This is a genomic window from Mycoplana dimorpha, from assembly GCF_003046475.1.
GTDB lineage: Bacteria > Pseudomonadota > Alphaproteobacteria > Rhizobiales > Rhizobiaceae > Mycoplana > Mycoplana dimorpha.
The window spans coordinates 669,654-687,894 of the sequence record NZ_PZZZ01000001.1; the positions used below are offsets into that span (position 1 = coordinate 669,654).

Here is an 18,241-nt window from a genome sequence, read left to right on the forward strand (position 1 = left end):
GGCCCCCGTTCTTCCCAAATACCCGCACGCAAGGCGATCGCGCAGGCGGGACCACTTCTAGTTCAACCGGTGCCGGAACATCCAGGCGGAGACGGGCATGGTGACGGCGGCGATGGCCACCAGCGCCAGCATGTCAGGCAGCATCTCGGTGAGGTGGGCGCCCTCGAGATAGACGCGACGGGTGATCGAAATCGCGTATTTCAACGGGTTGATCACCGTAGCGTATTGCAGCACCTCGGGCATGTTGTCCACCGGTGACATCAGTCCCGACAGCAGCATGAACGGCATCAGGAACACGAAACACAGGATCATCGCCTGCTGCATGTTCGAGGCGAGCGACGACAGGAACAGGCCGAAGCCGATCGCAGCCGCCAGAAACAGCGCCAGCCCCAGAGAGAGCGTCGCCAGAGAGCCGGCAAACGGTATCTGGAACCAGAACAGCGCCACGATGAGAATGGCGGACGACTGGACGATGCCGACGATCATCGAAGGGACCGCCTTGCCGATCATGATCTCGGTGGGCGTGAACGGAGCGACGAGAAGCTGGTCGAATGTTCCTTCCTCCCGTTCGCGCGCCACCGACATGGCCGTCAGCATCATCGTCATCATCATGGTGATGGTCCCGATCAGCGAAGGGATCATGGTCCAGCGCGTTTCGAGCTGCGGGTTGAACCAGGCGCGGCTCGTGACCTCAACGACGGGTCCGGACAATCCCTGCCGCGAACGCCAGTCGTTAGCGAAGTCGGCGATGATCGTGTTCGCGTAACCCAGTGCGACGCCGCTGGTATTGGAATTGCGCCCATCTGCAATGACCTGCACCGCCGCCTTGCCTCCGCCCGCAAGTTGGCGTTCGAAGTCACGCTCGATGACGACGACAAGCACAACCTTTTGTGTGTTGAGCAAGGTCACCGCCTGGCCAATCTGGGCCAGCGTCGTCTGCCGCCGGAATATCCCGGACCCCTCCAGCTTCGATACGAGCTCCCTGGAAGTTGCGCTTCGATCCAGGTCGACGAGCGCGTAAGGGACCGTGTTCAGGTCGTAGGTGGCCGCGTAGCCGAAGATGAGACACTGGAGGATCGGCGGAAGGACGAGGCTGGCTCGGCTCTTGGGGTCCTTGAGAATGACCAGAAGTTCCTTGTGGATCAGGGTCAGGATACGCAGCAGCGAGGCCAGCATCACGCGATCCTCTTCCGGGTCAGCTTCACCGACAGGGCAAGCAGGGCGATTGCCATTCCGGCGAGAACCGCCGCATTCGGCAGAATGACGCTCCAGATGTTTCCGGCCAGGAACAGGGTCTGGAGCAACTTCACGAAATAGCGCGCGGGAAAGATGTAGGTGATGATCTGCACCGCCACCGGCATGCTGCGCGGGTCGAACACGAAGCCGGAGAGCATCATGGCCGGCAGGTACGTGACCAGCATGGTCACCTGGCTTGCGATGAACTGGTTCTTGGTCGCAGACGAGATCACCAGCCCGAGGCCGAGGGCGACCAGCAGGTAGAGCATCGACACGACGGTGAGGATGACGAGCGAGCCGCGAAGCGGGACGCCGAACAATAGCTTGCTGCCCGCGACACAGAGCGCTAGGCCGGCAAGGCCGAGCAGGAAATAGGGGACCGTCTTTCCCAAGAGTATCTCAAAGGCGTTCACGGGTGTGACGAAGAGCGCCTCGAACGTGCCGCGCTCCCATTCGCGCGCCATGACGAGCGCCGTCAGCATCGCGCCGATCAAGGTCATCACCAGAACGATCAGCCCCGGAACCAGAAAATAGGTGCTGTCGTTCGCCTCGTTGAACCATAGCCGCGACTCGACGGTGATGACTCCGCCCGAACTTCCGCTTCGGGCCGCCTCCTTGGCGGCCCAGACGCCGACTGCGCCCTGAGCGTATCCGAGCGAGATCCGCGCGGTGTTGGAGTCGGCGCCGTTCACGATCACCTGGACCTGCGCGTTTCCGGCTTTCAGGTTGCGTGCGAAATCCGTGGGAATTCTTACGATCGCATTGGCCCGGGACGACATCAGCATCTCTTGCGCCGCCGCCATCGTCTTGACCGGCATGGCAGAAAAATAATCGGACAGTTCGAAGGCAGAGGCGACACTGCGCGCTTCGGCCGAATCGTCTTCCATGACAATCGCTACCGGAACGTTCTTGACGTCGAGGTTGATGCCGTAGCCGAAGAGGATGAGCATCGCCATCGGCATCACGATGCCGATGGCGATGCTGCTCGGGTCGCGGAGAAGCTGCCAGCTTTCCTTCCGGATGAGCGCGCGGATCCGCCGGAGGGCGGCGAGCCTCCTGTTGGCGGCGCGGGTACTCATGCTCCGCCCTCCTTGTCCTTGCGGCGCTGCTTTTCCACGATGGCAATGAATGCCTGCTCCATCGTCGGCGCCTTGTCCCGATCGGTCTCGGCGTGAGCCCGGATGTCCAGGGGCGTGCCTTCCGCCAGGTTCTTGCCCGCGTCCAGGATGATGATCCGGTCGCAGTACTCGGCTTCCTCCATGAAATGGGTGGTGACGATGACCGTCACCCCACGCTCGGAGAGCCCGGTGATCCTGCCCCAGAACTGGCGCCTGGCGAGCGGGTCGGCCCCGGTGGTCGCCTCGTCGAGGAACAGGATCTCGGGCTGGTGCAGCAGGGCTGCTGCCAGGGCCAGGCGCTGCTTGAAGCCGCCGGGCAACTGGCCACTCGGCAGCTCGGAGAACCGGTCGAGCTCGAACTGCTCCTTCAGCGCCTTGATCCTCTCACGCCTGCTGCTTCCCCGCAGGCCATAGGCACTGGCGAAGAATTCGAGATTCTCGTCGACCGTGAGCTGCCCGTAGAGCGAAAACTTCTGCGCCACGTAGCCGAGCCTCTGTCGAGCCTTCGCCCCGGCGGTCAGGAGGTTTTCGCCTGCGACATGAAGCGTGCCGCTTGTGGCCGGCAGGAGGCCACACAGCATCTTGAACGTTGTGCTCTTGCCCGCTCCGTTCGGGCCAAGCAGGCCGTAGACCTCGCCGCGACGGACCTTGAAGCTCACATGGTCGACGGCCGTGAAGTTGCCGAACATTCTGACGAGATCGCGGACCTCTACGACCGTCTCCTCGTTTACGGATGCCTGGCCGGCGATGCCGGCGTGGCTCTCGCGTCGTTGATCGCCTGCGATCGCGTCGAAGAGCAGCATGAATGCGTCCTCGAACCGCGGTTCCACCGCTTCGGCCTCAAGGCTTTTGCCGTCGAGTTCGAACGGCGGCGGGGCTGCGGAGGACCTTCTGACGACCCGCACGCGGCCCGCTTCCGGCACCGCGTCGGCGATGTCAGGCAACCCGAACAGGCGCGCCTGGAGGGACCGCGCCGGCATTCCATCCGGCGCCCTGACCAGAAAGCAGCACCCCTTGGCGCTGGCGGTAATCTCGTTCGGGCGACCCTCCGCCAAAATACGCCCGGCATGCATCAGGACGGCCCGTTCACACCGCTCGGCCTCGTCCAGATAGGATGTCGAGACGATCACGGACAGACCGTCCTTGACGAGCTGGAACACGATCTCCCAGAGTTCGCGCCGGGAGAGGGGATCGACCCCGACGGTCGGCTCATCAAGAAGGAGGAGTTGCGGAGAGCGGACGAGCGTGCACGCAAGCCCGAGCTTCTGCTTCATGCCGCCCGACAGCTTTCCAGCCGGCCTTTCCTTGAACCGACCGAGCTGGGTCATCCCGAACAGGCGCGGATAAACCTCATTCCTCTCCACCTGCGGCACCCCGTGCAGATCGGCGTACAGATCAAGGTTCTCCTGGACGCTGAGGTCTTCGTAGAGACCGAATCGCTGCGGCATGTAGCTGATCTTGTCCTGAACCTGCTGCGGGAAGCGCGTAACGTCGATGCCGATGACGTCAAGGCTGCCGCTGTCCGGCACCACGAGTCCGGAGGCCAGACGCAGCAGCGTCGTCTTGCCCGCTCCGTCCGGTCCGACCAGCGCTGTCAGCGCGCCGCGTTCCACCTGCAGGGAGACGCCCGCAAGGGCTTCGACCACTTCGCCGGTGTTCCGCACGAAGGTCTTTCGAACATCCGTCGCGACAAGGGCTGCTTCACTGGCACTCATCGTCGGTGACCCTATTGCTGGGCGGTCGCGGTCTCGCCGTTAACGAGGATCGGTCTGACGGTCGCGGGCATGCCAAGCCTGAGCATGTTGTCGGGATCGTCGACGAAGACGCGTACCTCGTAGACGAGGCTGCTGCGCAGCTCCTCGGTCTGCACCGTCTTAGGCGTAAACTCGGCGACAGGCGAGATGAAACCGATCCAGCCCTGAAAAGGGCGTCCGGGAGCAGAATCCACCGACACGGAAGCCTTCATGCCGGGCCGTATCCGCCCAAGCTCGGCTTCGGAAACATAGGCGCGCGCCCACTTCGGACTGACTGTCGCCAGCGAGAACGCCGCGCGTGTGGGCGATGCCATCTCGCCAGGCTCGATCAGCCTCGACCGAACGACGGCATCGACCGGAGACTTCAGTTCGGCGTCGGCAAGCTGCTGATGCAGGAGGCTGACGTTGGCCTCTGCCGCATGAAGCTGCGCCTCCGCTTCCTGGATGTCTTCGATCCGCGGGCCGGCCACCAGCAGGTCCAGCGCTTCCTGATTTGCCGCGACCTTCGCATCGGCCATTCTGGAGGTCGCTTCCAGCGTTTCGAGGGACCGCTGGCTGGCGACGGCTCGCAAGGCCAGGTCACTTTGACGCTCATACTGTATCTTTGCATTCGCCGCATCGGCCTTCGCGGATTCGAGATTGGCACGGGCCTGCGCAATTTCCTCCGGCCGGCTGCCGCTCTTCAGGCGAGCGAGATTGGCGCGCTGGCTGGCGGCCTGCGCCTCGGCCTGGGCGACCTGCGGCAGAAGCCTGCTGGTGTCGAGCCGGCCAAGCACCTGGTCCTTCTTGACGCGGTCGCCTTCCTCGACAAGGACCTCGGCGACCCGCTCGCTTCCGTTGAAGGCGAGGCTGACCTGCCTGAAATCGACGTTGCCGTAGAGGACGAGTTCGTCAGAGGCGTTGTCACGGTAGATGTACCACCAGGCCGCCCCGCCGACGACGGCGGCCAGGAGTAAAAGAATGCCGACGAGGCATGGCGGTGCCGAGAAAGACACTTGTCAAACTCACATTTGAAATTAGAATTCAAACTATCATTGGTCAAGGGCTGGTTTGGTGAGACAGGCAACACGACAGGCAACACGACAGGCAACACGACAGGCACGCGTAAAGGAGCGCCAGGACGGGGCGAGCACTCGCATCAACCTTCTGAATGCCGCGGGAAGCGTTTTTGCTGAACTCGGGTTCGATCGGGCGACCGCAAAGGAGATTGCCAGCCGGGCCGAAACGAATGCGGCAGCCGTGAACTATCACTTTGGCGGCATTCAGGGCCTCTATGAAGAGGTTCTGGTGGAGGCCCATCGGCGGATCGTGAACTACAACGACCTTGCGCAGGCACTCGCTGCAAGCAACGATCCGGAGGAAAAGCTTCGCCGGTTGCTTGGCCTCGTCGTCAAGGTCATCCGTGCAGACGTGCAAGATGCATGGCCGATCAAGATCATCGTCAGGGAACTGATCGCGCCGACGCCGCACATCGAGCGGCTGCACCGCGAAGAGCTCGAGCCGAAGAAGGCGCTGCTGACAGGTGTCGTAGCCGAGATCATGGGAATTGCGCCGGATGATGCCCTGGCCGGGCAGGCGGTCTTCTCGGTCATGTCTCCTTGCCTCATGATGATGGTCGCGGAGAAACGGCTGTCGGAAATCATTCCCGTTATCGGCCGGCAGATGACGGGCGATGACGAACTGGTGGACCGGCTGGTCCGCTTCGCTCTCGGTGGTCTCGCAGGGCTGGCTAAGGCGACGGCCTGATCACGAGAGCAGGGGGCTTTGAAGCAAGTAGAGCGGCAGTGAACCGGTACCGGCGCCAAGCCGCCACGCGTGGCCGGAAGCCCCCGCATGCCGCATCTCATCCGGGAGTGATCATTCTGCCGGACCGACGCGTTGTGCGAGGGGCAAGCACAGCAGGGCGCAAGCCGTCAGCATCGCAACGACCATCCATGCCTCGTTGATTGCCTGGACGGTCGCGGCCGCCCGCAGCAATGGCTCGAGCAGCGCCATCGTCGTTTCATCCAAACCATCCTTGTGCTCCGCCATAGCTTCCAGCGGAACACCGATGAATGCGGCGACGTCCGTGTCGCCCGCCTGCAGGCGCTCCAGAAGCGTTCGCCCGAGGGGCTCGGCGCGGGAGTAAATGATCGTGTCAATCAATGCGATGCCGATTGCGCCGCCGAGATTCCGCATCAGGTTGAACAGCCCGCTTGCATCCGGAACCTTGTCCACCGGCAGCGTGCCGAGCGCCAGGCGCGTCGGCGGCAACAGACAAAACATGATAGCGACGCCACGCACGACCTGCGGCCAGAACATCGCGTCGTAGTCGGAGCGCGGGTCCTGAAACGCGCTCATCCCAATGCCGATCGCAAAGAGCGTAAAGCCCGCCGCCGACAGCAGACGGGCATCCAGTCGTTTCTCCATGGCGACGGCGATCGGGGCTGTCAGCAATTGGGCAATCCCGGTTATCAGCATCGTCATGCCGATTTCGAATGCATTGTGTCCTCTGACGAAGGCGAGAAAGACCGGCATGAGATAGACCGAGCCGAACAGCCCGATGCCGAGAATGAAGCTGAGGATCGACCCTGCCAGGAAGTTCCGATCGCGGAAATTGTCGAGGTCGACAAGCGGGCGGGCGCGGTGCGTGCACCGCCAGACAAACCCCATTCCGCAAACGCCAAAGACGCCCAGCAAAGCCGCCGGATAGGGCGATGTCCAGCCGCTCTTGGGCGCCTCCTTCAGGGCAAGCTCCAACGCGGCCAGGCTGATCGCCATCAGGACAAGGGACACGCCATCAAGATGGCGAAGTTCAGAGACCTCGATGCCCTGGCGCGGCAGCGATCGCCCTGCGACCAGGGCGGCAAGGATTCCCGGAAGAACATTGATCAGAAACAGCCAGTGCCAGGAATAGGTCTCTGTCATCCAGCCGCCGACGACAGGCCCGACGGTAGGCGCCAAAACCGCGAGCACACCCGCAATCGTGGTGGCGAGGGCCTGCCGCTCTTTGGGAAAGAGGATGAAGACGGCCGAAAAGACCGACGGTATCAGCGTTCCACCAGAAAAGCCCTGCAAAACGCGCCATAAAACGAGGCTGCCAAGACTGCTGCTCGCGGCGCACCCGGCCGATGCAATGACGAACAGGGTTAACGACGACACGAACAGCCAGCGCATCGTCAGGAACCGGGTCAGGAAGCCGGTCAAGGGTATGGCGACGACTTCGGCGATGAGGTAGGCGGTCTGAATCCAGCTCATCTGGTCGGGGCTGATCTCGAGAGCCGACTGGATGGTTGGAAGTGACGTCGCAACCACCTGAACATCGAGGATGGCCATGAACATCCCGAGGCACATCGCAGTAAAGCCCGTCCACACCAGGACAGGGCCACTGACAAAGGGCCTGGTCTCAGAGCTGGTCGGCATGGCCCGATCCTGACAGGGCTGCGTTCTCGGCCCTGATCCGCACCGTCAAGATCAGAGCGTTGGCGATCGAGAAGAGGAGCGCGAACCGCGTCAGGCCGAAGCACAGCGGGAGAACCGCAATCTCGCCTATAACCACAAGGTAGTTCGGGTGCCGAAGGAACCGATAGGGGCCGGCAGTCACAAGCCTCTCTCCCGGCACCACGATGATCCGTGTCGTCCAGCGCCGGCCAAGCGTCGACAGGGTCCACAGCCGCAGGATCTGCAACCCTGCGAACAAGCCGAGCCATCCCAGATGCAGCGGCGCGTTCCACCCGAGAAGCCAGAGACCAGCCAGCCAAGTGGCATGCAGGGCGACGATCGCCGCGTAATGCGATGCCCCCACCTCAACCGCTCCCTTTTGAATAAGAGCACGGGTGTTACGTCTCGCGAGCCAAAGCTCCCCCAGCCTTTCGAAAGTGACCGCTGTCAGGAGCAGCGTAGACCAGATCATGCTGCCGCCTTCAGCGACACGCAGCTCAAGGTAAACCCGGGTCCCATCGCGGTCAGCAACGTGCGGGGCGGCAATCCGTCTGAGATCAGCCGATCCAGCACGAACAATGCCGTTGGCGCGGACATGTTACCATAGTCCGACAGCACGGCGCGCTCGTGGTTCAGAGTTCCCTGGCCGAGTGACAATGCAGTCTCGAGCGCATCGATCACCTTCGCGCCACCCGGATGGCAGGCGAACCTGTCGATGTCGTCCAGGCTGAGGCCGGCGCGCTCCAGGATCGAAATAAGTGCTGGCCGGATGTTGGCCTCTGCGAAAGGTGGTATCGCGCGGTCGAATATGACCCCGAAGCCCTCCGGATCAACACTCCAGCCCATGATGTCCAGCGTGTCGGGCCATGTATGCTGGCCGCTCATTTCGACCTGGGCGAGGCCACCGTCGGTGGCGCTCAGGACACAAGCGGCGGCGCCGTCGCCGAAAAGCGCCGTGGCGACAATGTTGGCTTTCGTCAGTTTGTCCATCCGAAATGCCAGCGTGCAGGTTTCGACCGCGATGAGCAGCACCACTGTGCCCGGACGGGAGGCCGCCAGTCGCGAGGCGATCGACAAACCCGAGACGCCGCCGGCACAGCCTAGCCCGAAGACGGGAACCCGTTCGACATTGTCGCGGAACCCCATCTGCTGCTTTACCCGTGCTTCCAGGCTTGGCGTGGCGATACCGGTCGACGACACGGTCACGACGGTATCCACATCTGCTGCGGTGATGCCTGCCAAGGTCAGTGCGTTGCTGGCCGCCGAGACGAACAGGGCGCTCGCCCCTTCGATGTAAGCATTGTTGCGTTCGACCCAGCCTGTCGTGCGCAAGTACCAGTCGATCGGACGCACGCCGTAGCGCCGCCGAATGCCCGAAGTTTCGAAGACTTTTGCCAGCCGCTCAAAGTCGGCAAAACGAGAGGAGAAAGCATCATGCGAGGCGAGTGCCGCCTCACGCTGGTCGATAACATACGGCGGCACGGCAGTTCCAATGGACCAAAGCTCTGCCGAGTGTGCCATCGAATTTTCCTCCGGATTCGCTTTGTGGCTTTGAGCCGGCAGCGCGGTAGTAGGTCCGATAGGAAAACGCAGAGACCTTTTGGAAGTTGCACCTTGCAGCGGGGCAAATTCAGACAAACCTTCGCGGTGTGACGTCCGCTGCCGGAGGACCTGACCAGGACATCAAAATCGATTCGCGATCTCGCCAGGCGCGGCAGAAGCCGATTACACTCGCTTGGAATTAGGCATGCATAAGCGAATGCAGCGCCCAAGACCTTGCTGGTGGGGATAAACGCCTCATCGCTCCTCCCACGGTCATCCGGAAGGCTTGAACGCCCGTTGCTGGTCGTGCTACCTATGCTGGAAATAATGGAAAATTTCTCTAACGCCGAGAGTTGTCCATGTCTGTCGCAGCCCACACGGATGCATCGCAGGGTTCCTTTCAGACGGCCCAGGTCGTTGCCCACATCTTGGATGCGGTGAACCGCGCCGCGTTTGTGGACGAGCCGTTCTGGCATCTGGAGATGACGGAAGTCTTCCCGGCTGAACTTTATCGTCGCATGCGGGCGGCGATGCCGGAGGCGAGCGAGTATCGCGCCCTGAAGGGACGCTACAACGGAAACATCCAGGCGGACGGCAGTTCCACTCGGATCAAGATCGACCTTTTTCCGGAGTATATCCGGCATCTGCCCCCCGAAAAACGCGCCGTGTGGGATCTGGTCGGAAGCGCCCTGCAGGCGCCAGAGCTGAAGGAGGCGTTCATGCGCCGCCTTGCGCCGGGGCTGGAACGCCGATTCGGGGCGGACTTCATGAAGACCGATCTGTACCCCGTGCCCATGCTGACGCGGGACGTTACCGGCTACAAGATCCGCCCCCACACCGACACGCGGTGGAAGGGGATCACGGTGCAGTTCTATCTGCCCGAAGATGAGAGCGTCAGCCATATCGGTACGCGTTTCGATCGGCAGAAGCCGGATGGCAGCTTCGAGATGGTGCATCGGATGCCGTTTTCCCCGAACACGGGCTACGCATTCGCGGTTGGGACCGACACCTGGCACTCGGTCGATAAACTTGGCCCGGAAGTGCGCAGCCGCGATTCCATCTTGCACACTTATTTCGTCGACGAGACCGTGCAGCACAAGTTGATGAACCGGGGCAAACGGGTCGGCAACTTCCTGAAGAACGAGTTCCGGCACGCTGCCCGACTTCGGTGACCCTGCGTCGCAGCCGTTGCACGTCCCTGAGCGCAGGCCGATCGCCTCGCTTTATCATCTCCACTTCGCCCTCTGCTGCAATCAAGAATTGAGTGGCAGGCAGCAGCGGCCCCGCCGTGCGTGGTCGCTCCTCTGCGTCGTGCCTCGCAGGCGTGACGCCAGTTCACGAGTGCTGATGTACAAGATTAGAAAAATCCCGGAAGATACTGCAGTATAGGTGAAACGGTAATTCGCCTACACTGCGACGGGGATCGATCGAAAGGGACGATACACCTTGCCGGGCGCCGCTTCGCGGGCGCCTGTCACCGGTGTATTTAAGGCTTGCGCATTCCTTGCGAAAGCCTTAAACGGCTGCCAAACCGTACTGTCGGTTAGGCCCAAATTTCGTTCACAGGAAGAACAACATGGCAAAAGGTAAGTTTGAGCGCACCAAGCCTCACGTAAACATCGGCACGATCGGCCACGTTGACCATGGCAAGACGTCGACGACGGCGGCGATCACGAAGTTCTTCGGCGAGTTCAAGGCGTATGACCAGATCGACGCCGCTCCGGAAGAAAAGGCGCGCGGCATCACCATCTCGACGGCCCACGTCGAGTACGAGACGGCCAACCGCCACTATGCGCACGTCGACTGCCCCGGCCACGCCGACTACGTCAAGAACATGATCACCGGTGCGGCGCAGATGGACGGCGCGATCCTCGTCGTCTCGGCCGCCGACGGCCCGATGCCGCAGACCCGCGAGCACATCCTGCTCGCCCGCCAGGTCGGCGTTCCGGCGATCGTCGTGTTCCTCAACAAGGTCGACCAGGTCGACGACGCCGAGCTGCTCGAGCTCGTCGAGCTGGAAGTGCGCGAGCTGCTGTCGTCCTACGAGTTCCCGGGCGACGACATCCCGGTCGTCAAGGGCTCGGCGCTGGCCGCCCTCGAAGACAGCAACAAGGAAATCGGCGAAGACGCGATCCGCGCCCTGATGGCCGCCGTCGACGAGTACATCCCGACGCCTGAGCGTCCGATCGACCAGCCGTTCCTGATGCCGATCGAAGACGTGTTCTCGATCTCCGGCCGCGGCACGGTCGTCACCGGCCGCGTCGAGCGTGGCATCGTCAAGGTCGGCGAGGAAATCGAGATCGTCGGCATCCGTCCGACGACGAAGACGACCTGCACCGGCGTCGAGATGTTCCGCAAGCTGCTCGACCAGGGCCAGGCCGGCGACAACATCGGCGCGCTGCTGCGCGGCGTCGACCGCAACGGCGTCGAGCGTGGCCAGATCCTGTGCAAGCCGGGTTCGGTCAAGCCGCACAAGAAGTTCAAGGCCGAGGCCTACATCCTGACGAAGGAAGAGGGTGGCCGTCACACGCCGTTCTTCACCAACTACCGTCCGCAGTTCTACTTCCGCACCACCGACGTGACGGGCATCGTCACGCTGCCGGAAGGCACGGAAATGGTCATGCCGGGCGACAACGTCACCGTTGACGTCGAGCTGATCGTGCCGATCGCGATGGAAGAGCGCCTGCGCTTCGCCATCCGCGAAGGCGGCCGCACCGTCGGCGCCGGCATCGTCGCCTCGATCATCGAGTAAGCGACGGATCTCTTGCAGTAAGAAGGCCTCGCGGGAAACCGCGGGGCCTTTTTTCCGTTTGATGGCTTTGCGGGACGCTCGGTGGATCGGACTTCGCTAACCGCCCATCATGCAGGCATCTAGATTTTCTTCAGGCCGAGGCCGGTCCATCGGCGAAACGTTGCCAGCAGCGAGACATTCGACCCGGCGGCAACGCGGCTTTCGCCGATCTCCTTCCAGGTCTCGAGCAACGGAACGAGCACCTCGTTGTCGTTGAAGCAGGTCTGGGCGCGCTGGCGGGAGACACGCTCGGCGGCCGCCCACTGTTCTTCCGACCAGCCTTCCGTAGCGCGGACCAGTTCAACCGCCTCGTCTTCGTCCTTGTAAACTCGGCCGGCGTCGCCGAGGTACGCCTCAGCGCCGAAAACGTCGCGGGCAAGGATTGTGCAGCCGGCCGCCATGGCCTCGGCGATGGATACCGGCATTCCGAACGAGACGTTCGGATCATAGGTGTGCACGTAGATGCCGGCCTCGGCTAGGTATCCGGCAACCGTCTCGTAGGTAACGTCGCGGATCATCTCGACAGGGCTGCCGAGTTCGCGATTGAGTTCCTCGAGGTCGCGATAGAGCTGGTTCGGCCCGAGGCTGCAGAGAATCATTACGGCGCGGTAGTCTGGAAGCCGATGGGCGATCCGGATAAAGTCGGCTAGCCCCTTGGGCTTCTTGCAGGCCGCCGTCCGCATGATCATCTTGCGGTTCTTTTTGCAGGGCGGCGCTGCCCACTCCGGGTGGAAGCAGGAGGTCATCGGCAGGATCTTCGTGGTCATCGAGCCCCATTGCTCGGTGAGGTGGGGGAACATGTAGAGGCGCACGATCGTGTCCTCCCGCTCCACCCGCTCAATCTGCTTGGGAACGAAGTGCCAGTGGCCGCGGGCCGTCATCGGGATGCCGTAGCGCTTGGCCGCGTCCTTGTATTTCAGCGCAGTCTGCGTCCAGTGCGTGTGCACGATGTCCGGCTGTTCGCGGGCGATCGTGTCGACAAGGGTGCCGCGATGGATCTTCACGTCGACATGCCGGCCCTCGGTCTTCGGATCGTCCTTGGACCAGACTTCGACATGCACGCCCCAGCCGAGCATGCGCTCGATCTCGGCGTTGATGTAGGATTCGGACAGCTGCGGAAAGCTGTCGAGCGCGTAGAGCACTTTCAGCGGCGTGCCATCGCTCTTGAGGACGGGTGTGGTTCGCCGGGCCTGGGGGGTGACGCTGGGAGCTACTGCAAGCTGCACGGACATACGATCGCTCCCTGGCTGTGCGGGTCTGAATATCAGATGAAGTATAGGAAGTAGAGCGTAGCGGATGCAACTGGTGACCGCAAGGAGGCGCTCTAGTATTACTGTTGTTTGACTGGAATGCGCAGATCTTTCATGTAGCCCTTCGCGACGAGATTTTCCGAATCTGTAAAGCGGACGGATCCGGGATAACGCAGGTCCATTTCTTCTCCAAAGGCCACATGCGAGATGATTGCCTTGTAGAAACCGGCCTCCTTGGCGTGCGTACCCTGGTCGGCGATGCGATGAAATTCCCGCACCGCGTCGGCCGGGAACTTGTAGTGCAGCAGGACCGCGTGGACCGGGCCAAAATTGCGTGTGACGGGGATCGGCGCGTGGTGGCTTCCGCCGTTGAACTGCGTCATCCTGTCCACGAAGATGACCGGAAATTTGCTCATCCGCATGTCGGCGCCGAAAAGCCGGAGGCGCGGCCCGCCGCGCACGGCGGTGCTGTGGGAATCGTCGTACACGGTATAGCCGTCGCCGTCATGAAGCGGGCAGCAAAAGGTCGGCGGGGCGTCGATCGGATCGTGCGCCGCCTCCGTCAGCTTCCCATCCGGGTAGATGTCCAGCATGATGGCGAGGGTCCGCTTCAGCCGGTTGCGTTCGAGGTCGGCGGCGAATGCTGTAATTGGTCTGTTTTCACAACCGGGATAGATGAGGTACTCGTCGCAATCGACTGAAATGTACCAACGATCGTAGCCGTATTGCCCGACAAGCATGTCACGCCAGAGCAGGCCGCCGCTGGCGCGGCGGAAGTCGACATTCGAGGCGTAGAGGTCGACATCCGGCTGGGAGAGGAGGGTGCGCGTCTGATCGTCGGAACGGTCGTCGAGAAACGCGAATCGCGTGACGCCGAGGCGGCGATAGTGGGCTAGAAAAGAGGGGATGTATGTAGCGGCATTGCGCGCGACGCAGATGAGGATGATGTCACGAGGCCCAAGCGGCGCCGTTGCGGCATTGATTCTCTCGAATTCGACGCCCTGGTCGGACTTTGCGCGCTTGCGATAGCGGCGATCGCGCAGAAACAAACGGATCCGCTTCTTGAGTGAGAGGCGACCAAGTTTGCCCCAGTCCTTCACATTGCGCACAGGATACTGCATCAGGCACCACCCCTCGACTCACGTAACGTGACCGCATTCTTCATCGCACGTCCGCCGATGCACCGCAATCACGCGCCGATGCACGGCATTCTGTGCATCGGGATCAGGGTATGGCGCCAGCCGATCGCGGAATGCACAGGCTCTTCGCTCTTTTTGCATTGAAGCCGCTTGTCATTGCACATCAAGTTGAATAATAAGCCGCTGTCTCGATGCGCGGCCGGACATTCCCGGATGCGCGCGGCGGCACAGGGGTATAGCTCAGTTGGTAGAGCGGCGGTCTCCAAAACCGCAGGTCGGGGGTTCGAGCCCCTCTGCCCCTGCCATCACGCTGGTTCGCGCAGGTGACCTGCAGCGGCGCGGTTGGCAAAGGGCGATTTCGCCTGTTTTCGTTAAAAGCGCGCTTGCCTCTTGTGAAAAAAGGAATCGCGCTTTATGTAGGGCAAAACAGACACGCGGCGCGTGGGGCTGAGATTTCGGCTTTACGTGCCGTAATGGCGTGAGCATTCAATGGCATCCAAGACGAATCCGATAGCGTTTCTGCAGCAGGTCCGCTCCGAAGCGTCGAAAGTCACATGGCCGACGCGGCGCGAGACGATGATCTCCACCGTCATGGTACTCGTCATGGTCTTTTTCGCTGCGCTGTTCTTCTTCGCCGCGGATCAGCTCATGGGCTGGCTTATCGGCCTGATCCTGCACGTCGGCATGTAATTGGGTGGAGATGACTATGGCTTCGCGTTGGTACATCGTTCACGCCTATTCGAATTTCGAAAAGAAGGTCGCCGAATCGATCGAGGAGAAGGCCCGCCAGAAGGGGCTTGAGCACCTGTTCGAGAAAATCCTCGTGCCGACCGAGAAGGTCGTCGAGGTCCGCCGTGGCCGCAAGGTCGATGCCGAGCGCAAGTTTTTCCCCGGCTACGTTCTCGTACGCGCCAATCTGACCGACGAGGCCTACCACCTGATCAAGAACACGCCGAAGGTGACGGGCTTCCTCGGCTCCGACAACAAGCCGGTGCCGATCCCGGATCACGAGGCCGAGCGTATTCTTGGCCAGGTCCAGGAGGGCGTCGACCGCCCGAAGCCGTCGATCTCCTTCGAGATCGGCGAGCAGGTGCGGGTTTCGGATGGTCCGTTCGCGTCGTTCAATGGGATCGTTCAGGACGTGGACGAGGAGCGTTCGCGCCTTAAGGTCGAGGTGTCGATCTTCGGTCGTGCCACCCCGGTCGAACTGGAATACGGCCAGGTCGAGAAGATCTGATCATTGCCGCCGCCGGTGCATCCGTGGCGGCGGCTCGACAGTTCCGGCTCTCTCGTGAGCCGGTTGCGGGAAATCCCGCAATCCCGCGTGGAAGGGGTGGCGCCTGAGCCGGGTGCCACGTCCCCGCACCACGCAACCGCAGCCGCCGCGCCCCTTGCGGTCGCGGCATCATTGACCGGGTGACCGGTCGCACCAGAAAGGCAGAGAGAAATGGCTAAGAAAGTTGCAGGCCAGCTCAAGCTGCAGGTCTCGGCAGGTTCGGCAAACCCGTCCCCGCCGATCGGCCCTGCGCTTGGTCAGCGTGGCATTAACATCATGGAATTCTGCAAGGCGTTCAATGCCGCCACGCAGGAGATGGAAAAGGGTATGCCGATTCCGGTCGTCATCACCTATTACCAGGACAAGTCTTTCACTTTTGTGATGAAGCAGCCGCCGGTCACCTACTTCCTCAAGAAGGAAGCCGGTTTGAAGTCGGGCTCCAAGACCCCGGGCAAGGCGAAGGCCGGCACCATCACCGAGGCTCAGATCCGCAAGATCGCCGAAGCCAAGATGAAGGACCTGAATGCCGCCGACGTAGAAGGCGCAATGGCAATGGTCGCGGGCTCGGCTCGTTCGATCGGCCTGGAAGTGGTGGGCTGAGACCATGGCGAAGATTGCAAAGCGTATCCAGAAGATCCGTGAAGGGATCGACCCGACCAAGCTCGTCGCGCTGAGCGACGCGATCGCCCTCGTCAAGGAGCGCGCCACCGCCAAGTTCGACGAGACCGTCGAGGTGGCGATGAACCTCGGCGTCGACCCGCGCCACGCCGACCAGATGGTCCGCGGCGTCGTCAACCTGCCGAACGGCACCGGCCGCACGGTTCGTGTCGCCGTGTTCGCCCGTGGTGCCAAGGCCGACGAGGCCAAGGCTGCCGGCGCCGACATCGTCGGTGCGGAAGACCTGCTGGAAATCGTCCAGGGCGGCAAGATCGACTTCGATCGCTGCATTGCGACCCCGGACATGATGCCGCTCGTCGGCCGTCTCGGTAAGGTTCTCGGCCCGCGCGGCATGATGCCGAACCCGAAGGTCGGCACCGTCACCATGGACGTCGCCGGCGCCGTCAAGGCGTCGAAGGGCGGCGCTGTCGAGTTCCGCGTCGAGAAGGCTGGTATCGTCCACGCCGGCATCGGCAAGGCCTCGTTCGATGCCAAGGCTCTCGAAGAGAACATCAAGGCGTTCGCTGACGCCGTCATCAAGGCGAAGCCGACCGGCGCGAAGGGCAACTACGTCAAGCGCGTGGCGATCTCCTCGACGATGGGCCCGGGCGTCAAGATCGACCCGGCGAGCCTGACGGTCGCCTGATTGTTTCGCCGGGCTTCGGCCCGGCAGACCAAGAATTCCCGGCCTTGTCTGGCCGGGAATTTCCGGGGCAACCCGGAACTCCTGTCCGAGATTGCAGGTGGTTATCCCTTAATCACTTTGCCTGCATGAGACGGGTAAGACCTGGATTTTACCCCGCAGCGATGCGCGGAAGAGTTCGGTTCGAACCTACCTTGCCTTGTGCCCCGGCCGACAGGCCGAGCGCGAGGGGACAGGATCCTCGAGCGTCGCTCGGGATCTTCGACAGATGATCCCTGGCGGCAAAGGCAAACCCGATGGGGACTGCGGCACCCGTAGCCCCGTCAACTGGAGATAGGCAGTGGAAAGAGCGGAAAAACGCGAATTCGTCACGGAGCTGAACGAAGTCTTCAAGGCTTCCGGTTCGGTTGTCGTGGCCCGCTATGCCGGTATCACCGTTGCACAGATGAACGATCTTCGTTCGAAGATGCGTGCAGCGGGCGGAACCGTCAAAGTCGCGAAGAACCGCCTGGCCAAGATTGCCCTTCAGGGTACGGAGTCGGAAGGGATGTCAGATCTCTTCCAGGGTCAGACGCTCATTGCATACGCAAATGATCCGATGATCGCTCCGAAGGTTGCCATGGATTTCGCCAAGTCCAACGACAAGCTCGTTGTTCTCGGCGGCGCCATGGGTGCGACCACGCTCGACGCCGATGCAGTCAAGTCGCTTGCGACCCTGCCGTCGTTGGACGAGCTGCGTGCGAAGCTGCTGGGCCTGCTGAACGCCCCGGCAACGCGCGTCGCCACGGTCGTTGCAGCACCGGCAAGCCAGCTTGCTCGCGTGTTCGCCGCCTACGCCAAGAAGGACGAAGCCGCTTGAGGCGGTTTTTCGCTGTAAATCAAACAACCCAGTTCGAACTGAACAAAAGGAACTATCAAAATGGCTGATCTCGCAAAGATCGTTGAAGACCTCTCCTCGCTGACCGTCCTGGAAGCTGCTGAGCTGTCCAAGATGCTCGAAGAGAAGTGGGGCGTTTCGGCTGCTGCTCCCGTAGCTGTTGCTGCCGTCGGCGGCGGTGCTGCTCCGGCTGCTGCTGAAGAAGAAAAGACCGAGTTCGACGTCATCCTCGCGGATGCCGGCGCGAACAAGATCAACGTCATCAAGGAAGTCCGCGCCATCACCGGTCTCGGCCTCAAGGAAGCCAAGGACCTCGTCGAAGGCGCTCCGAAGGCTGTCAAGGAAGGCGTTTCGAAGGCTGAAGCCGCTGACCTCAAGAAGAAGCTTGAGGAAGCCGGCGCCAAGGTCGACGTCAAGTAATACCGGAATGCGTCCGGGGGAGTGTGTCCTCCCCCGGTCATTTCCTCCGAACTGGTTACCCAAGAGCCGTCGAAACGGCTCTTGGGTAATGGGTTCTCAAGAGGATGGTCCCAAACCC

The 18,241-nt window shown here is 62.1% G+C and carries 18 protein-coding genes and 1 tRNA gene; 10 read left to right on the forward strand and 9 right to left on the reverse strand.

The genetic code is table 11. From position 1 onward, the window contains the following. Positions 1-57: 57 nt before the first annotated feature. Genes C7449_RS03155 through C7449_RS03170 form a run of 4 tightly spaced genes read right to left on the reverse strand, consistent with a single transcriptional unit; the run spans position 58 to position 5,103 of the window. On the reverse strand, positions 58-1,176 hold the full coding sequence (locus C7449_RS03155; protein WP_170115775.1) for an ABC transporter permease: 1,119 nt from the start codon (positions 1,174-1,176) through the stop codon (positions 58-60). Continuing rightward, a complete protein-coding gene (locus C7449_RS03160) occupies positions 1,176-2,315 on the reverse strand; it encodes an ABC transporter permease (protein WP_108001291.1) in 1,140 nt (379 codons plus the stop codon). Before C7449_RS03160 ends, C7449_RS03155 begins: the two co-directional genes overlap by 1 nt. Continuing rightward, positions 2,312-4,069 carry an ATP-binding cassette domain-containing protein gene (locus C7449_RS03165; RefSeq protein ID WP_108001292.1) on the reverse strand — a complete coding sequence of 586 codons (1,758 nt, stop codon included), beginning with the start codon at positions 4,067-4,069 and terminating at the stop codon, positions 2,312-2,314. The genes C7449_RS03160 and C7449_RS03165 overlap by 4 nt, the downstream gene beginning before the upstream one ends. An 11-nt stretch (positions 4,070-4,080) precedes the next feature. Further along, the gene (locus tag C7449_RS03170) at positions 4,081-5,103 is read right to left on the reverse strand and encodes an efflux RND transporter periplasmic adaptor subunit (RefSeq protein ID WP_108001293.1); all 1,023 of its coding nucleotides are present in this window, start codon (positions 5,101-5,103) and stop codon (positions 4,081-4,083) included. A gap of 58 nt (positions 5,104-5,161) precedes the next feature. Here C7449_RS03170 and C7449_RS03175 point away from each other — a divergent pair, with 58 nt between their 5' ends. Next, complete coding sequence (locus C7449_RS03175) at positions 5,162-5,854, forward strand: CerR family C-terminal domain-containing protein (protein WP_170115776.1); 693 nt, start codon at positions 5,162-5,164, stop codon at positions 5,852-5,854. 111 nt (positions 5,855-5,965) lie between these two features. Here C7449_RS03175 and C7449_RS03180 read toward each other — a convergent pair whose 3' ends face one another. The 3 genes from C7449_RS03180 to C7449_RS03190 are packed head-to-tail and all read right to left on the reverse strand — an operon-like array spanning position 5,966 to position 9,049. Further along, positions 5,966-7,510 carry a DHA2 family efflux MFS transporter permease subunit gene (locus C7449_RS03180; RefSeq protein ID WP_108001295.1) on the reverse strand — a complete coding sequence of 515 codons (1,545 nt, stop codon included), beginning with the start codon at positions 7,508-7,510 and terminating at the stop codon, positions 5,966-5,968. Further along, positions 7,494-8,000 carry an isoprenylcysteine carboxyl methyltransferase family protein gene (locus C7449_RS03185; RefSeq protein ID WP_108001296.1) on the reverse strand — a complete coding sequence of 169 codons (507 nt, stop codon included), beginning with the start codon at positions 7,998-8,000 and terminating at the stop codon, positions 7,494-7,496. The genes C7449_RS03180 and C7449_RS03185 overlap by 17 nt, the downstream gene beginning before the upstream one ends. Then, positions 7,997-9,049 carry a type III polyketide synthase gene (locus tag C7449_RS03190; RefSeq protein WP_108001297.1) on the reverse strand — a complete coding sequence of 351 codons (1,053 nt, stop codon included), beginning with the start codon at positions 9,047-9,049 and terminating at the stop codon, positions 7,997-7,999. Before C7449_RS03190 ends, C7449_RS03185 begins: the two co-directional genes overlap by 4 nt. Positions 9,050-9,429: 380 nt before the next feature. Here C7449_RS03190 and C7449_RS03195 point away from each other — a divergent pair, with 380 nt between their 5' ends. Both C7449_RS03195 and tuf read left to right on the forward strand, forming a co-directional pair. After that, complete coding sequence (locus C7449_RS03195; protein WP_108001298.1) at positions 9,430-10,242, forward strand: hypothetical protein; 813 nt, start codon at positions 9,430-9,432, stop codon at positions 10,240-10,242. Between the two features lie 404 nt (positions 10,243-10,646). Then, entirely contained in the window at positions 10,647-11,822 is a 1,176-nt protein-coding gene (gene tuf, locus C7449_RS03200; protein WP_108001299.1) for an elongation factor Tu, read from the forward strand. A 119-nt stretch (positions 11,823-11,941) separates the two neighbouring features. On the opposite strand, the gene C7449_RS03205 is transcribed toward tuf, so the two are convergent. Further along, complete coding sequence (locus C7449_RS03205; RefSeq protein ID WP_108001300.1) at positions 11,942-13,093, reverse strand: glycosyltransferase; 1,152 nt, start codon at positions 13,091-13,093, stop codon at positions 11,942-11,944. 98 nt (positions 13,094-13,191) lie between these two features. Further along, entirely contained in the window at positions 13,192-14,232 is a 1,041-nt protein-coding gene (locus C7449_RS03210) for a glycosyltransferase family 2 protein (RefSeq protein WP_108001301.1), read from the reverse strand. A gap of 247 nt (positions 14,233-14,479) precedes the next feature. Between C7449_RS03210 and C7449_RS03215 the strand changes: the two genes are divergently transcribed. The 7 genes from C7449_RS03215 (at position 14,480) to rplL (ending at position 18,123) form a co-directional block, all read left to right on the forward strand. Next, positions 14,480-14,555, forward strand: a tRNA-Trp gene (locus C7449_RS03215). A gap of 184 nt (positions 14,556-14,739) precedes the next feature. Beyond that, complete coding sequence (gene secE, locus C7449_RS03220) at positions 14,740-14,940, forward strand: preprotein translocase subunit SecE (RefSeq protein ID WP_108001302.1); 201 nt, start codon at positions 14,740-14,742, stop codon at positions 14,938-14,940. A 16-nt stretch (positions 14,941-14,956) separates the two neighbouring features. After that, entirely contained in the window at positions 14,957-15,487 is a 531-nt protein-coding gene (gene nusG, locus C7449_RS03225; protein ID WP_108001303.1) for a transcription termination/antitermination protein NusG, read from the forward strand. Between the two features lie 210 nt (positions 15,488-15,697). Continuing rightward, a complete protein-coding gene (rplK, locus tag C7449_RS03230; protein WP_108001304.1) occupies positions 15,698-16,126 on the forward strand; it encodes a 50S ribosomal protein L11 in 429 nt (142 codons plus the stop codon). Between the two features lie 4 nt (positions 16,127-16,130). Then, complete coding sequence (gene rplA / locus C7449_RS03235) at positions 16,131-16,829, forward strand: 50S ribosomal protein L1 (RefSeq protein WP_108001305.1); 699 nt, start codon at positions 16,131-16,133, stop codon at positions 16,827-16,829. 337 nt (positions 16,830-17,166) lie between these two features. Next, positions 17,167-17,685 carry a 50S ribosomal protein L10 gene (rplJ, locus tag C7449_RS03240; RefSeq protein ID WP_108001306.1) on the forward strand — a complete coding sequence of 173 codons (519 nt, stop codon included), beginning with the start codon at positions 17,167-17,169 and terminating at the stop codon, positions 17,683-17,685. Between the two features lie 60 nt (positions 17,686-17,745). Continuing rightward, entirely contained in the window at positions 17,746-18,123 is a 378-nt protein-coding gene (gene rplL, locus C7449_RS03245) for a 50S ribosomal protein L7/L12 (protein WP_108001307.1), read from the forward strand. Positions 18,124-18,241: the final 118 nt, after the last annotated feature.

Excerpts from the sequence above, each read along its gene's own strand:
- secE (WP_108001302.1), top strand. The coding sequence starts at position 14,740 with ATGGCATCCAAGACGAATCCGATAGCGTTTCTGCAGCAGGTCCGCTCC.
- C7449_RS03160 (WP_108001291.1), bottom strand. The coding sequence starts at position 2,315 with ATGAGTACCCGCGCCGCCAACAGGAGGCTCGCCGCCCTCCGGCGGATC.
- C7449_RS03210 (WP_108001301.1), bottom strand. The coding sequence starts at position 14,232 with ATGCAGTATCCTGTGCGCAATGTGAAGGACTGGGGCAAACTTGGTCGC.
- C7449_RS03155 (WP_170115775.1), bottom strand. The coding sequence starts at position 1,176 with ATGCTGGCCTCGCTGCTGCGTATCCTGACCCTGATCCACAAGGAACTT.
- tuf (WP_108001299.1), top strand. The coding sequence starts at position 10,647 with ATGGCAAAAGGTAAGTTTGAGCGCACCAAGCCTCACGTAAACATCGGC.
- C7449_RS03165 (WP_108001292.1), bottom strand. The coding sequence starts at position 4,069 with ATGAGTGCCAGTGAAGCAGCCCTTGTCGCGACGGATGTTCGAAAGACC.
- C7449_RS03190 (WP_108001297.1), bottom strand. The coding sequence starts at position 9,049 with ATGGCACACTCGGCAGAGCTTTGGTCCATTGGAACTGCCGTGCCGCCG.
- rplL (WP_108001307.1), top strand. The coding sequence starts at position 17,746 with ATGGCTGATCTCGCAAAGATCGTTGAAGACCTCTCCTCGCTGACCGTC.
- nusG (WP_108001303.1), top strand. The coding sequence starts at position 14,957 with ATGGCTTCGCGTTGGTACATCGTTCACGCCTATTCGAATTTCGAAAAG.
- C7449_RS03180 (WP_108001295.1), bottom strand. The coding sequence starts at position 7,510 with ATGCCGACCAGCTCTGAGACCAGGCCCTTTGTCAGTGGCCCTGTCCTG.
- rplA (WP_108001305.1), top strand. The coding sequence starts at position 16,131 with ATGGCGAAGATTGCAAAGCGTATCCAGAAGATCCGTGAAGGGATCGAC.
- rplK (WP_108001304.1), top strand. The coding sequence starts at position 15,698 with ATGGCTAAGAAAGTTGCAGGCCAGCTCAAGCTGCAGGTCTCGGCAGGT.
- C7449_RS03195 (WP_108001298.1), top strand. The coding sequence starts at position 9,430 with ATGTCTGTCGCAGCCCACACGGATGCATCGCAGGGTTCCTTTCAGACG.
- C7449_RS03185 (WP_108001296.1), bottom strand. The coding sequence starts at position 8,000 with ATGATCTGGTCTACGCTGCTCCTGACAGCGGTCACTTTCGAAAGGCTG.
- C7449_RS03205 (WP_108001300.1), bottom strand. The coding sequence starts at position 13,093 with ATGTCCGTGCAGCTTGCAGTAGCTCCCAGCGTCACCCCCCAGGCCCGG.